13 protein-coding genes are annotated in these 13211 nt (G+C 61.9%); 7 read left to right on the forward strand and 6 right to left on the reverse strand.

The annotated features are described in order from the left end of the window. Nucleotides 1-261: 261 nt before the first annotated feature. A complete protein-coding gene (locus AC0L2C_RS08170; protein ID WP_473523143.1) occupies nt 262-444 on the forward strand; it encodes a hypothetical protein in 183 nt (60 codons plus the stop codon). A gap of 249 nt (nt 445-693) precedes the next feature. Here AC0L2C_RS08170 and AC0L2C_RS08175 read toward each other — a convergent pair whose 3' ends face one another. The 4 genes from AC0L2C_RS08175 to AC0L2C_RS08190 form a co-directional block, all read right to left on the reverse strand. Beyond that, the gene (locus tag AC0L2C_RS08175; protein ID WP_473523144.1) at nt 694-1248 is read right to left on the reverse strand and encodes a hypothetical protein; all 555 of its coding nucleotides are present in this window, start codon (nt 1246-1248) and stop codon (nt 694-696) included. 190 nt (nt 1249-1438) lie between these two features. After that, nucleotides 1439-2527: a YcjF family protein gene (locus AC0L2C_RS08180; RefSeq protein ID WP_128183096.1), complete on the reverse strand. Its 1089-nt coding sequence runs from the start codon at nt 2525-2527 to the stop codon at nt 1439-1441. Then, entirely contained in the window at nt 2524-4020 is a 1497-nt protein-coding gene (locus tag AC0L2C_RS08185) for a YcjX family GTP-binding protein (protein WP_473523145.1), read from the reverse strand. The genes AC0L2C_RS08180 and AC0L2C_RS08185 overlap by 4 nt, the downstream gene beginning before the upstream one ends. Before the next feature lie 227 nt (nt 4021-4247). After that, a complete protein-coding gene (locus AC0L2C_RS08190; RefSeq protein ID WP_128172365.1) occupies nt 4248-4751 on the reverse strand; it encodes a SixA phosphatase family protein in 504 nt (167 codons plus the stop codon). Nucleotides 4752-5015: 264 nt separating this feature from the next. On the opposite strand from AC0L2C_RS08190, the gene dksA reads away from it, so the two are divergent. Further along, nucleotides 5016-5432 carry an RNA polymerase-binding protein DksA gene (gene dksA / locus AC0L2C_RS08195; RefSeq protein ID WP_006202025.1) on the forward strand — a complete coding sequence of 139 codons (417 nt, stop codon included), beginning with the start codon at nt 5016-5018 and terminating at the stop codon, nt 5430-5432. Between the two features lie 98 nt (nt 5433-5530). On the opposite strand, the gene AC0L2C_RS08200 is transcribed toward dksA, so the two are convergent. Next, entirely contained in the window at nt 5531-6277 is a 747-nt protein-coding gene (locus AC0L2C_RS08200) for a hypothetical protein (RefSeq protein WP_473523146.1), read from the reverse strand. Nucleotides 6278-6646: 369 nt separating this feature from the next. Between AC0L2C_RS08200 and cckA the strand changes: the two genes are divergently transcribed. Both cckA and AC0L2C_RS08210 read left to right on the forward strand, forming a co-directional pair. Continuing rightward, nucleotides 6647-9217 carry a cell cycle histidine kinase CckA gene (gene cckA, locus AC0L2C_RS08205; protein WP_287183352.1) on the forward strand — a complete coding sequence of 857 codons (2571 nt, stop codon included), beginning with the start codon at nt 6647-6649 and terminating at the stop codon, nt 9215-9217. An 85-nt stretch (nt 9218-9302) separates the two neighbouring features. Beyond that, nucleotides 9303-10013: a purine-nucleoside phosphorylase gene (locus AC0L2C_RS08210; RefSeq protein WP_473523147.1), complete on the forward strand. Its 711-nt coding sequence runs from the start codon at nt 9303-9305 to the stop codon at nt 10011-10013. Here the strand turns inward: AC0L2C_RS08210 and AC0L2C_RS08215 are convergent. Continuing rightward, nucleotides 10010-10315: a ribbon-helix-helix domain-containing protein gene (locus AC0L2C_RS08215; RefSeq protein WP_027151971.1), complete on the reverse strand. Its 306-nt coding sequence runs from the start codon at nt 10313-10315 to the stop codon at nt 10010-10012. The genes AC0L2C_RS08210 and AC0L2C_RS08215 overlap by 4 nt on opposite strands. Before the next feature lie 256 nt (nt 10316-10571). Here AC0L2C_RS08215 and AC0L2C_RS08220 point away from each other — a divergent pair, with 256 nt between their 5' ends. The 3 genes from AC0L2C_RS08220 (at nt 10572) to AC0L2C_RS08230 (ending at nt 13211) form a co-directional block, all read left to right on the forward strand. Continuing rightward, on the forward strand, nt 10572-10967 hold the full coding sequence (locus AC0L2C_RS08220; protein WP_473523148.1) for a VOC family protein: 396 nt from the start codon (nt 10572-10574) through the stop codon (nt 10965-10967). Between the two features lie 79 nt (nt 10968-11046). Further along, nucleotides 11047-11595: a gluconate 2-dehydrogenase subunit 3 family protein gene (locus AC0L2C_RS08225; protein ID WP_128244853.1), complete on the forward strand. Its 549-nt coding sequence runs from the start codon at nt 11047-11049 to the stop codon at nt 11593-11595. A 44-nt stretch (nt 11596-11639) separates the two neighbouring features. Beyond that, on the forward strand, nt 11640-13211 hold the full coding sequence (locus AC0L2C_RS08230; protein WP_236374224.1) for a GMC family oxidoreductase: 1572 nt from the start codon (nt 11640-11642) through the stop codon (nt 13209-13211).

The raw sequence follows: 13211 nt of genomic DNA on the forward strand, positions 1-13211 counted from the left end.
TGAGATCGAACAGTCCGAATCCGGAAACTGGTGCAGCAGTGTTGCAGGCGCGCTCCACAACTTTATCCACCGGCTGCGTTGTGTGTTGCAGCAATCGGGCGCTAAGGACGCCGCGGCTTTGGCCGTGAAGGGCGGGTGACGATCAAGTCGGCCGCCTTTTTTGAGGGAGACGACTGACATGAAGACATTTTTGCTTGTTGCCGTTGGCATCGCGGCGCTGCCGGATCGGCCTGCTCGAAGGCGCCGGACTGCACCACCGAAATGCTGACCAAGAAGGCCCAGGACATGACCGCGGCCCTTCAGGAGGCGATTACCAAGGATCCGGCCAAGGCAGCCGATCTCACCGCCAAGGTCCAGGCGGTCACAACCAAATATCAGGGCGCGACGACGGCGGAGGAGGCCTGCAAGGCCTATGACGAGCTGACTGCCGCCAGCAAGGCCTGAGAATCGATTTGAGTTTTGCTAAAAGAAGCGGTGGCCGTGGCTGCCGCTTTTTTGGTGAATAGTGAATAGTTAATAGTGAATAGTGAATAGTCAGTAGTCAGTAGTCAGTAGTCAGTAGTCAGTAGTCAGTAGTCAGTAGTCAGTAGTCAGTAGTCAGTAGTCAGTAGTCAATATCTAATTCCATTCACCATTCACCATTCACTAAATTGCACAGCGCGTTGCATTTTCACTGGATGCGCAGACGATCGTTCAGTTCGGCGCGATGGAGCCGACTTCGAGCGTATCGACGCGCTTCAGCTTCATGCCGATGACCGGCACCAATTGCTGGTCGACGCGCACCGCAACCGTCACTGTCATCGAATTGTCGTTGGGGACAAGAGCCTGCATGACGCCGCGCAACTGGTTACGGTTGATGGTGAAGACGACCTTGCTGGCGCTGACCACATTGCCGCCGATGATGTCGAGACCGGAACCGGCGGCACCGCCCATGAAGCTGCCCTTGTAGCCCTCGCGGCCCTTGTGCTGGATCGTCGCCGACATCTGCTGGGTGAACATGCCGACCCGGCAACCGCCGTCGAGCGACATGCCGATCTTGCCGTCCGGCGTCGAACCGGTGAAATTGCAGGTGAATTTCGTGCCCTTGTATTTGCCGGCGACGATTTCCCCCGGGCCGACCCATTCGCCTTTCACCGATTGAAAGAAATTCTTGTCCCGTTCTGCCGCAAAGGTCTTTTCGGCCATGCCGGCGGTTGTTGAAACCACGACTGCCATGGGCAGGACGCTAGACAAGATCACGCTTTTCATCGACGACACCCGGCAACAAAGAGACTGGTTTGGAACCCGTCCGACCATGAACAAGATTGGTTAATGCTTCGTCACCGGTTGCGGATGACCCCGAAAATCGGACGCGATTTGCGCTGGGATCATGGGCAAAACAAACGTGTTGCAGCATCCCTTGGCGCGCCACCAGGACGTGCCGCGTCGGAGACGGTCGTCAGGTGTCGGAAGCGGATGTTTCCTTCTGCTTTTTGGTTGCAAATGATGTCAGCGCGGACAGGAAATCGCCCATGCCGGGCCGCCTCGCGGCGCTGAAGGGCAGGGGCCTTGCGGTCTCCATCGCAGCAATGCCGATGCGCGCCGTCATCATGCCGTTGACGACGCCTTCGCCAAGTTTTGCCGAGAGCCGGGCGGCAAGGCCATGGCCGACGATCTGCTGCACGAAACTGTCGCCGACGGCAATCGAGCCGGTCACCGCCAGATGGGCGAGAACGCTGCGTGCCAGCCGGAAGAACCCCAGCGTGCCCGGCCGGCCGCCATAAAGCTCCGACAGGCGGCGAATCAGCCGGCCGGCTTCGAACACGACATAGGCGACGTCGACCAGAGCGCGAGGGCTGACCGCCGTCACCAGCGACACACGCTTTGCCGCTTCGAGGATCATCACCTTGGCGCGTGCATCAAGGGGGCCGAGGATTTCGGTCTCGGCCAGGCGCACCAGATTGCCACCGTCGATGATCTCGTCGCGCAAGTCTGCCAGGGCGCGTCTGCCGGCCGCGGTTTCGGGTTTGGCCGCGACAAAGGCTGACAGTTCCTCGACCACGGCGCGAGCGGCTTTCGGATCGTCGCGGGCGATGGCGTCGAGCGCCCGCATCTGCAGCTTTTCGACCTCGGCGAGGCGGGTGATCGCCAGGAACTCGCGGACGAGGATGACCAGAAGCGCGAGCAGCGCGACCACGGCCATCCCGGCGGCCAGCCAGCCCAGCCATTCGGCACGGGCGAACAGATCGCGAATCAGCCGGTCGGTCCAAAGGCCGAGGGCCAGCGAAACCAGAACGCCCAATGCGCCGAAGAACAGGCTGACTGATATCGAGCGCTGCCGTGGCGCGGTCGCCGGCGGCGGTTCGGCGGCGATGATGTCCGGCTCGTCGAATACGTCGATTTCCGCCGGCGTGACGACGGCAAGGTCAGCGTTCACGGTGCGTGGTTTTCTGGCCGCAGCGGCGTCGGGCTGGCGCGAGGCCGCCTGTTGCTTTGGCGGGGCTTCCGGCTCGATGCGAAATGCCGCCGGCTTGCGGGGCGCGGTCATGCCAGATGATCTCCGATCAGGAACTGCAGGGCACGGTCGAGCCTGATATGCGGCAGCGACAGCGTGACGCCTTCGGCAGTGCGTTCGAGTTTTGGCGGGCGAAAGCGCACGAAGCGGATCGCCGGGTCCTCATTGGCCTGCCGATGACCCGGGTTCTGCCGACGGTCTGGTCCGGAGACATCGAACACTGCATCAATTTTCTCCGGCAAGTCACCGGGAAATATGGCTGTTTCTGTTCTGCCATCAAATGTGTCGCCGTTGATCTTTTCACCTTTCAACGGTGTACCGATGATGACCGGCAGCGTTTCACGGCCTTGCTTGACCGTGCCTTCCCGGGTCGCCCGCACCGCCGCCAGGGCGACCACGTCGACTTCGGCGCCGGTGAAATTTGCGCGCGCCACGGCACGGTCGGCGAGCCGCCGCACGATCGCCTGCAGCCGGTCATGGCTTTCGTGATGCAGATGGTCCGCCTTTGTCGCCGCCACCAATATGCGGTCGATGCGCCTTGAAAAAAAGTCCGTCAGGAAATTGCCGCGACCGGGGCGGAAGCAGGCGAGGATTTCGGTCACCGCACGTTCGAGATCGGCCATCGCGCCGGGCCCGGCATTCAAGGCCTGCAACGCGTCTATCACAACGATCTGACGGTCGAGGCGCGTGATGTGCTCCCGGAAGAACGGCTTTACGACATGCGTCCTGTAGGCCTCGTAGCGCCGCTCCATCATCGCCTGAAGCGACCCGGGCCGCGCCCGCCGCTCGCTCAGCCCCGGCAACGGCGCGAAGGTCAGCGCCGGTGAGCCCTCAAGGTCGCCGGGCATCAGGAAACGGCCGGGTGGCAGGGTCGAAAGCGCCCGCTCGTCGAGCTTGCATGCCTTGAGATATGCGGCGAAGCTCTCGGCGAGGCGTCGCGCCGTCATCTCATCGGCGTCGGCATTTGCGTCGATTGCGGCGGAGAGCGCGCGCCATTCCTGCGAAAGGTCGGCGCGCACCGGCAGCACGGCCATGTCAAAGGCTTCGCGTGAGAAATCGGCGTAGGATTTGCCGAGCAGCGGCAGGTCAAGCAGCCATTCCCCAGGATAGTCGACGATATCGATCGACAATCTGCCTGATGAGAACATGCGGCTCCAGCCGGAGGCCGATTCATATTCGATGGTAAGCCTCAGCTCGGAAATGGCACGTGTCGAATCCGGCCACAGGCGGTCGTTGACCAAGGCCGCGATGTGGTCCTCGTACTGGAATCGCGGCACGGCGTCATCGGGTTGCTCTTCGAGGAAGGCACGGGCAATACGCCCCGATTTCTGCGCCTCGAACAGCGGCAACCGCCCGCCGTGGATCAGATTGTGGACAAAGGCTGAGATGAACACCGTCTTGCCGGCGCGGGAGAGGCCGGTAACACCCAGCCGCAGCGATGGCGAAAAAAGCCCGGTAGCGCGCCCCGACAGCGTATCCAGGGCAATCTTCGCCTCGTCGGTGAAAGTGGTCAGCGATGATGCCAAAATGCGGTCTCTCGGGGCTTCGGTCCGCCCCGATATAGGCGCTGGCGGCTAGTGTGGCGAATCCGAAATTCGCAGTACCTTGGAGCATCGCAGTGAGCGAATTTCGGATTCTAAGTCACACTGGCAAACCATCGTTTCTAGCGTGGTTTTGGATTTGAAGTTCCTGAACGCTAACGCCATTGAAGTGGCAGGAACGTCAAATCCACCACGCTACGTTCGAAATGGCGTCAGATATCGGCCGGCGACAGGAAGGCTTCGAGATAGCCTGTGCCTTGCGCGGCGTTGGCAAGACTGCCTGGAAAACGGACGACCGCGAGGCCGGAGGTCGGGAAGCCGTGGTTCAGCATTCCCCTGGCAGCCTCCTCGCCATCGCCCGAAAGCGCGATGGTGAGATCTTCCGTCATCGGATTGTGGCCGACGACGAGCAGCGAGCCTGGCTCGCCATTGCCGCGGATGAGCTTGAGATAGCCGGCGGCATCCTCGCTGTAGAGCGTCTCCAGGAACAGGACCCGGCCCGTATCGGTGTGACCGGCCAGGCCCTCAAGCGTTTGGCGCGCTCGCTTTGCATTCGAGCAAAGGGTCAGGTCCGGAATGTAGTTGCAGGCCCGCATGACCGCACCCATCGTTTCGGCGTCGGCGACGCCGGATGCGTCGAGCGGACGATCGAAATCGCGCATGCCCGGCAGGGCCCATCCGGCCTTCGCATGCCTCAGCAGATAAAGCTTGCTCACCGGTCCCTCGCTTGTGCCAAACACCGAAACTCGTCAAAAGGCGCTGCGGGATTAGTCATGAGAAACGCCTTGCGCACAATGGCCGGCGCCCTACAAACCTAACGAATCATACGCGAATTCGGTCGCGCCCTTCATGCGAATGATGCGGCCCATGGCATTTTGGCCGAGATTAACAATTGCGTGAATCTGTCGTCGATTGCGCTTGTGCAGCATTCGGTCCGTGAATATATAGGCGCCAAATTTGGGGCTGTCTGGGTGAGTCGAATGAACGACATCGTTACCGCCGATTACGTACCCTCCGAAGACGAGCCGTTCATGAACGAGCGGCAGAAATCCTACTTTCGCCTGAAGCTCGTCACCTGGAAGAACGACATACTGCGCGAAGCGCGCGAAACTCTCGAAATCCTGCAGCAGGAAAACGCCAACCACCCCGATCTCGCCGATCGCGCCTCTTCGGAAACCGACCGCGCCATCGAACTTCGCGCCCGAGATCGCCAGCGGAAACTCATTTCAAAGATCGATTCTGCGCTTCAGCGCATCGATGAAGGCACTTACGGCTATTGTGAGGAAACCGGCGAGCCGATCGCGCTGAAGCGGCTCGATGCGCGTCCGATCGCGACCCTGTCGATCGAGGCGCAGGAGCGCCACGAACGCCGCGAGAAGGTCTACCGCGACGACTGAAGCACGGGCGAAGCGTCCAGACGGGCGAAGCGTCTAAAAGCAGCCAGCGAATTTGTCATGGCCGGTCTCCGGCCATTTTTTTATTGGCTGTTGGCCGGTTATCTCTTCTGGCTGGACAACTCGCCGAGAAGCTTCGTCATCTCGTCATCGAGAGACGACGGCTCTTTCGCCGCCGGCTTGCTCTCCGGCTTGGCGGGGTGCGGGTCATCAAACGGGACCTCGAGCTCCCTCATCAGCGTATCGTCGATGGAATCCTCTTTTGCCGGGGAATTCGGCTTTGCCGGGGAATCCTGTCTTGCCGGCGATGGCGCGTACCGAACGGCATTGGTGTAGGCGGGCAGCGGCGTGATGGTCGTCGATTGAGGGCTTTGCGCTGCTGGCCTCGGCGCCGGGGCGGGCTGATGCGGCCGGCCCGGCGTTGGGGCGTTGCTTGCCGGCTGCGGAGACGGTGTTTGCCTCACTGGCGCGGGAGCCGGTTGCGGCGCGCGCGGCGTTGGTGCCGGCTGATGGCCGCCGCCATCTCCGGTCAGTGCAGGACGGCGCAGCGCCGACAGCCTGATGTCGCGTTCGACGACGACGTCGGTTGGGCCGCCGATCAGCAGCAGGTGCTCGATATCGTCGCGGCGCACCAGCACCAACCGGCGGTGACTGTCGACTGCGGTGGCGTCCATCACCGCCAGCCGCGTCTTGCGGTTCCTGCCGCCGGCAACGAATGTTCCAAAAGTCAGATTGCGGACCAGCTTGATGATGAGGAGAACGATGACCACAAGGACAAGCGCGACAACGGTCCACAGGATCGCCGCGGCATAACCGGGACCCGCCACGCTATCCAGCCACTGCAGCATTGGTGCACCCAAAATCAGCTTTCGAAGAAGACGCGACACTAGACTGTTGCGGCACGCGACTGCAAGTTACGTTTCGCGCTTCGTGAACAGCTTGAAACACCCATTTTGTGGATTTCAAGCTTCTGCGAATTGAGGGCGTCTGCGTTCCCACTTCAATCCACGACGCTGGATTTTCAGCAAGTTGCTGGCGTGATGAATCCAAAATTCGCTCGCGTCGGACCAGGAATGATGCGAATTTCGGATTCGCCGCACCAGGCGCCGAACGGGTGTCATTTTTAGCGGACAGTGGCCGCCAAGGCCTTTTCCGGACCCTGAGAATGTGATTCAACCGGGCAGGGGCAAGTACCGGAATTCACGAGCAGGGGGCACATGGCCAAGGAAGCGCGCGGCGATTTCTATCCGGTACCGATCGTCGACCAGAACACGCGACCGGGCGCGGTCACCCGGCTCATCGTCTTCATCGTTGTGCTGACAGGAGCGGCGATCGTTTTCGGCCTTTTCCGAGAACGTCTTGGCGATCCATTCCTGCTTGGAATGCTTGGCGTGCTGGCGATGATCGGTGTCGGCTTCCTGTTCGCCACCGCCATCGGCTTCGTGCAGATCACACCGCGCTCGACGAGTGACGAGCTGTCGAAAGCCTTCGTCGATTCAATGTCGCAAGGCCTCCTGGTCACCGACACCAAGGGTCGTGTCGTCTACGCCAATCGGGCCTATGCCGAGATGACGGGCGCGGCTTCTGCGGCGGATCTAAAGACCGTCGAAGGGTTGCTGTCCGATGTTCCCGAGGCCTCGGTGACCATATACCGGCTCGCCTCCGGCCTGCGCGACGGCCAGCCCGGCGACGGTGAGTTTAGGCTTGCCCAATCCATTCGACCCGGCGCTGAGCCGGGCGCGCGCTGGTACCGTGTCCGCGCCCGCGCCTTCAGCGTTCCGGGCCAGCGGCTGCCCTTGCTCGCCTGGCAACTCGCCGACATCTCGAAAGAACGGGCCGAGCAGGAGCGCTTCTTCCTTGATCTGCAGGAGGCCATCGACCATCTCGACCATGCGCCTGCCGGCTTCTTTTCGGCCGACCAGGAAGGCCGCGTCACCTACATCAACGCCACGCTTGCGGAGTGGCTGGGCATCGACCTGACGAGCTTCACGCCTGGTGCCGTCACGCTTGCGGAGATCGTCGCCGGCGACGGCATGGCGCTGGTCCGCTCGGTCAAGGCCGATCCCGGCACCACCCGCAATGCGGTCATCGATCTCGATCTGACGACAGTGAAGGGCGAGGCGCTGCCCGTGCGTTTCATGCATCGGGTTTCGGCCAGCCGCGAGGGCGCCAACGGTCCGACGCGCACCATCGTGCTCAACCGGACGCAAGGCGAGGACGCTTCCGCCGATCTGCGCGCCTCGGAGATCCGCTTCACCCGCTTCTTCAATTCGACGCCGATGGCAATAGCGGCTGTCGACAACCGCGGGCGCATCCTGCGCACCAACGCGCCTTTCCTGTCACTGTTTTCCTCCGTCGTCGACGGGGACGCGGTCGATCGGCGCGTGCGGCTGGACACTGTGATCCATGAGCGTGACCGACCCGCCTTTGCCGCGGCGTTCGAAAAAGCGCGACAACGGCAGGCCGATATCGAACCGATCGATACGCTGCTGCCCGGCAATGAAGAACGGCACATGCGCTTCTACGTCAACGCGGTTGCCGACGGCACCGGCGAGGGCGCCGAAGAATCGGCCATCGTCTACGCCGTCGAGACCACCGAGCAGAAGGCGCTCGAGGGCCAGATGGCGCAAAGCCAGAAGATGCAGGCGGTCGGCCAGCTTGCCGGCGGCATCGCACACGACTTCAACAATGTGCTGACCGCCATCATCATGGCGTCGGACCTGTTGTTGACCAACCACCGCCCGTCGGACCCGTCGTTCCCTGACATCATGAACATCAAGCAGAACGCCAACCGGGCGGCCTCGCTGGTGCGGCAGCTTCTGGCCTTCTCGCGCAAGCAGACGCTGCGGCCGGAGGTGCTCAACCTGACCGACGTGCTTGCCGATCTGCGGATGCTGCTGGCCCGTCTGGTTGGCAACGACATCAAGCTGAAGGTCGATCATGGCCGCGATCTGTGGCCGGTGAAGGTCGACATCGGGCAGTTCGAGCAGGTGGTGGTCAATCTGGCGGTCAATGCGCGCGACGCGATGCCGAACGGCGGCGAGCTCATCGTGCGCACCCGCAACGTGACCACACAGGAGAGCAAGAGCCTTCCCTACCGCGAACTTGCGCCTGCCGATTATGTGGTGGTCGAAGTTGAAGACACAGGCAGCGGCATCGCCCCCGAAGTGCTCAAGAAGATTTTCGAACCCTTCTTCACCACCAAGGAGGTCGGCAAGGGCACCGGCCTCGGCCTGTCGATGGTCTATGGCATCATCAAGCAGACAGGCGGCTTCATCTTCTGCGATTCCGAGGTCGGCAAGGGATCGGTGTTCCGCATCTTCCTGCCGCGCTACATTGCAGAGGCGCGAACGGCAGGCGAGCCCGGCGAGGCGCCGGCTGCACCGGCAAAGGTCGCCGACGCAGCCAAGGACCTGTCAGGTTCGGCCACGGTGCTGCTCGTCGAGGACGAGGATGCCGTGCGCATGGGCGGCATGCGGGCGCTGACGTCGCGCGGTTACACCGTCCACGAAGCGTCCTCGGGCGTCGAGGCGCTGGAAATCTTCGAGGCGCTCGGCGGCAAGGTCGACATTGTCGTTTCCGATGTGGTGATGCCGGAAATGGATGGGCCGACGCTGCTTGGCGAATTGCGCAAGCGGCAGCCGGACATCAAATTCGTCTTCGTTTCCGGCTACGCGGAGGACGCGTTCGCCAAGAACCTGCCGGCAGACGCGCATTTCGGTTTCCTGCCGAAGCCGTTTTCGCTCAAGCAACTGGCCACAATCGTCAAGGACGTGCTGGAATCTTAGGGTTCACTAATTCGCACTTGCGAAATGGCGTGAGGCTGCCATGATTATGGGGCCAAACAGACGGCGGGTTTTGGGGGAGCATGCCGTGACGCCGCACAACGAGGCAGGCAAGGGTGATTATGCGGCAACAGTGCTGTTGCCGGGCGATCCACAGCGTGCCGAATGGATGGCGGAAACCTTTCTCGAGGCGCCGCGCTGCGTCAACCGTCGAAGGCACGCCCTCGGTTTTACCGGCCTGTTTCACGGCGAGCCCGTCAGCATCCAGTCCACCGGCATCGGCGTCTCGTCATTCCTGATCTACGCGCACGAATTGCTGGACTTCCATGGCGTGAGGACACTGATCCGCACCGGCACCTGTGGTGCCCTGACTGCCGCGGTCAAATTGCGCAGTTTGGTGATCTCGCAAGCGGTGCGGGGTGAAAGTGGCGAGAGCGGCCAGGTTTTTGGGCTTTATGGTGCTGATGCCGGACCCGATCCGGAGCTGGTTTCCCAAGCCCTGGCCCGGGCTGCCGAAATCGGCATCGAACATCAGGCCGGGCTGACCATCTGCAGCGACATATTCTATCATCCCAAGGGGCGCGACCGCTTCGCCGAAGCGCAGGCACAGGGGGCGCTGGCCGTGGATATGGAGACCAGCGCGCTCTATTGCATCGCCGCGCATTTCGGCGCCAGGGCCTTGTCGATCCTGACTGTCGTCGACAATGTGGTGACCGGCGAGCAGACCGATTATTCCGAGCGCCAGGCGCTTTTCACCGATATGACCCGTCTGGCGCTCGATGTCGCGATCGAAAGTTAAGCTGCTTGCCGCTTCGGCGCCGTGTGTTCTTCGATGCCGGGCCGATGGCCGCGCAGATAGAGAGCACAGGTCGTGCGCAGCATCGAGGCGAAGTTCGGAATCTGGCCATTGATCTCGATGGCCTCGTCATAAAGCTTCGAGATGAATTTCGGCGTCGTCAGGCCCTGGCTGTCGGCGATCTCGTCGAGCAATGCCCAGAACGTCGCCTCGAGCTGGATGCTGGTCGAATGCCCGTCGATACGAATCGACCGGTTGATCTGCCGGTAGCCGTCCGGATCCTGCCCGGCAAAAACCCTGCACATCGGTACCTCCCGTTCTTATTGATCTGGCCGTTCTTATTGATTTTGGGCGCCATCAGCAGTGATTCGCGCCTTTGGCAGTGCCTGTCGTGGCCAATTATCTTCGGCTGGAAAGCGGAAAACAGCAATCGGACTTTCGTCCTTAGGCGGTTTTCCCCGTCGTTAGATTAGCGCGTGGTAATTGGCTGCCACCACGTTTGCCGCAACCCGCGCATAATCACGCCGACGCGCACATCGCGCTTACCGCACGGAGTGTCATTTGGCGAAGGCGATCCACACCATGATCCGGGTTCTCGACGAGGCCCGGTCCGTCGACTTCTACCGGAAAGCGTTTGGACTGGACGTCGCCGAACGGCTCGATTTCGAAACCTTTACGCTCGTTTATCTGAGCAATGCCGAGGCGGAGCTCGAGGTCGAGCTCACCGTCAACAAGGGCCGCCAGGAGCCTTATACGCTCGGCGACGGCTACGGCCACCTCGCGGTTTCGGTCGCCGATCTGGACAGCGAGCATGACCGGCTCGGCGCGCTTGGCCTGAACCCGAAGAAGATCGTCGAGTTCAACCGCGACGGAGCGGTGCTCGCACGCTTCTTCTTCATCGAGGATCCCGATGGCTACAAGATCGAGGTCCTGCAGCGTCAGGGCCGGTTCAAATAGGAGATACGACGGCCGCGCCGGCCAGCGCGGCGCCAGCCAAGGCACCTTCGGGTGCAGACAGCAAGCAAGGGAGGAACAATTGGTCACAATTTATGAGAGCAAGCCGGTCCATGAAACGAAGCCAGTTCTATCGCGCCGCGAGCTACTGAAGCGCGGCGGAGTCGGCGCGCTGCTGGTCATTTCAGGCAGTGCCGTCATCAGCCCGGAACATGCCTGGGGTCTCGAAACATCCGCGCTCAAGCCCGAAACCATGGCGACCCTGATCCAGATGGCGCGCGACATCTACCCGCACGACCAAGTGCCTGACAAATATTACGCAATCGCCGTCAAGGCACATGATGAGCAGGCCGGCAAGGACCCTGCCCACAAGGACCTTGTCGAAAAGGGCATCGCCGATCTCGATCTGAAATCGGGCAAGGACGGCTACACCGGTCTCGGCTGGGAGGAGCAGCGCGTTGCGGTGCTCAGGGATATCGAGGACACGCCGTTCTTCCAGGCCGTCCGCGGCGGGCTTGTCGTCAGCCTCTACAACCAGAAGGAGGTCTGGCCGATCTTCGGCTACGAGGGCGAGTCCTACTCCAAGGGCGGCTACATGGCGCGCGGGTTCGACGACATCGAGTGGCTCTGAGCCCCGTCGTCGCAACCGCACACAGACATCAATGGGAGGAAACCTTGGCAGCACCATTTGATCTCAACAACGACGGCGTGGTCGTCATCATCGGCTCGGGCGCCGGAGGCGGCACGCTCGGCAACGAACTTGCGCAGAAGGGCATCGATGTCGTCATGCTGGAGGCGGGCGCCCGTCACGAATACGAGGATTTCATCAATGACGAGTGGGGTTCATTCGCCCAACTCGCCTGGACCGACAAGCGCACGACCTCGGGCGACTGGCGGGTGGCGAAGGATTTCCCCAACCTGCCGGCATGGATCGTCAAGGCGGTCGGCGGCTCGACCACGCACTGGGCGGGTGCCTCGCTGCGCTTTCAGGAGCACGAATTCAAAACGCTTTCGACCTACGGAAAACTGGAAGGCGCGAACCTGCTCGACTGGCCGATCACGCTTGCCGAGCTCGAGCCCTACTACGCAAAGGCCGAAGACAAGCTCGGCGTGACGCTCACCAACAACATCCCGGGCCTTCCCGGCAACAACAACTTCAAGGTGATGAAGGCCGGCGCCGACAAGCTCGGCTACAAGGAGTGCCACACCGGCCGGATGGCAATCAATTCCGAGCCGCGCGACGACCGCAATGCCTGCCAGCAGACCGGCTTCTGCTTCCAGGGCTGCAAATGGGGCGCCAAATGGTCGACGCTCTACAGCGAAATTCCCAAGGGCGAGGCGACCGGCCATCTCGAGGTCAGGCCGAATGCCATGGCCATCAAGATCAACCACGATGCATCAGGCAAGGTAACCGGCGTCGTCTATGCCGACAAGGACGGCAGACTGAGGGAACAGAAGGCCCGCATCGTCGCCGTCGCCGGAAATTCGATCGAGAGCCCGCGGCTGCTGCTCAATTCGGCATCGAGCCAGTTTCCCGACGGCCTTGCCAATTCGTCGGGGCAGGTCGGCAAGAACTACATGCGCCACACCACGGGCTCGGTCTACGGCATCTTCGACAAGCCGGTGCATATGTATCGCGGCACCACCATGGCCGGTATCATCCGCGACGAAGCCCGCAACGATCCCTCGCGCGGCTTCGTCGGCGGCTATGAGCTCGAGACGCTGTCGCTCGGCCTGCCGTTCATGGCCGCCTTCCTCAATCCCGGCGGCTGGGGGCGTTCCTTCACCACGGCGCTCGACCACTACGACCACATGGCCGGCATGTGGATCGTCGGCGAGGACATGCCGCGCCAGGAAAACCGCATCACGCTGCATGCCGATATCAAGGACGCGCACGGCATGCCGGTGGCGGACGTCCATTTCGACGACCATGCCAACGACACGGCGATGCGCAACCACGCCTACAAACAGGGCTCGGCGCTCTACGAGGCGGTCGGGGCGACGCGGACCTTCCCGACGCCACCCTATCCGTCGACTCACAATCTCGGCACCAATCGGATGAGCGAGAAGGCGGCCGACGGCGTCGTCAACAAGCATGGCCAGGCGCACGATATCAAGAACCTGTTCGTGTCGGACGGTAGCCAGTTCACCACGGGCGGGGCTGAAAATCCGACATTGACGATCGTGTCGCTGGCGATCCGTCAGGCTGAGTACATTGCCGGACAAATGTCGGCCAAAAGCATTTAG

This window comes from Mesorhizobium sp. WSM4845 (assembly GCF_055811455.1).

Bases quoted from the DNA above. Each gene is read 5' to 3' on its own strand.
- AC0L2C_RS08170 (WP_473523143.1), top strand. From the start codon at position 262: ATGCTGACCAAGAAGGCCCAGGACATGACCGCGGCCCTTCAGGAGGCG.
- AC0L2C_RS08175 (WP_473523144.1), bottom strand. From the start codon at position 1,248: ATGAAAAGCGTGATCTTGTCTAGCGTCCTGCCCATGGCAGTCGTGGTT.
- AC0L2C_RS08180 (WP_128183096.1), bottom strand. From the start codon at position 2,527: ATGACCGCGCCCCGCAAGCCGGCGGCATTTCGCATCGAGCCGGAAGCC.
- dksA (WP_006202025.1), top strand. From the start codon at position 5,016: ATGAACGACATCGTTACCGCCGATTACGTACCCTCCGAAGACGAGCCG.
- AC0L2C_RS08200 (WP_473523146.1), bottom strand. From the start codon at position 6,277: ATGCTGCAGTGGCTGGATAGCGTGGCGGGTCCCGGTTATGCCGCGGCG.
- cckA (WP_287183352.1), top strand. From the start codon at position 6,647: ATGGCCAAGGAAGCGCGCGGCGATTTCTATCCGGTACCGATCGTCGAC.
- AC0L2C_RS08215 (WP_027151971.1), bottom strand. From the start codon at position 10,315: ATGTGCAGGGTTTTTGCCGGGCAGGATCCGGACGGCTACCGGCAGATC.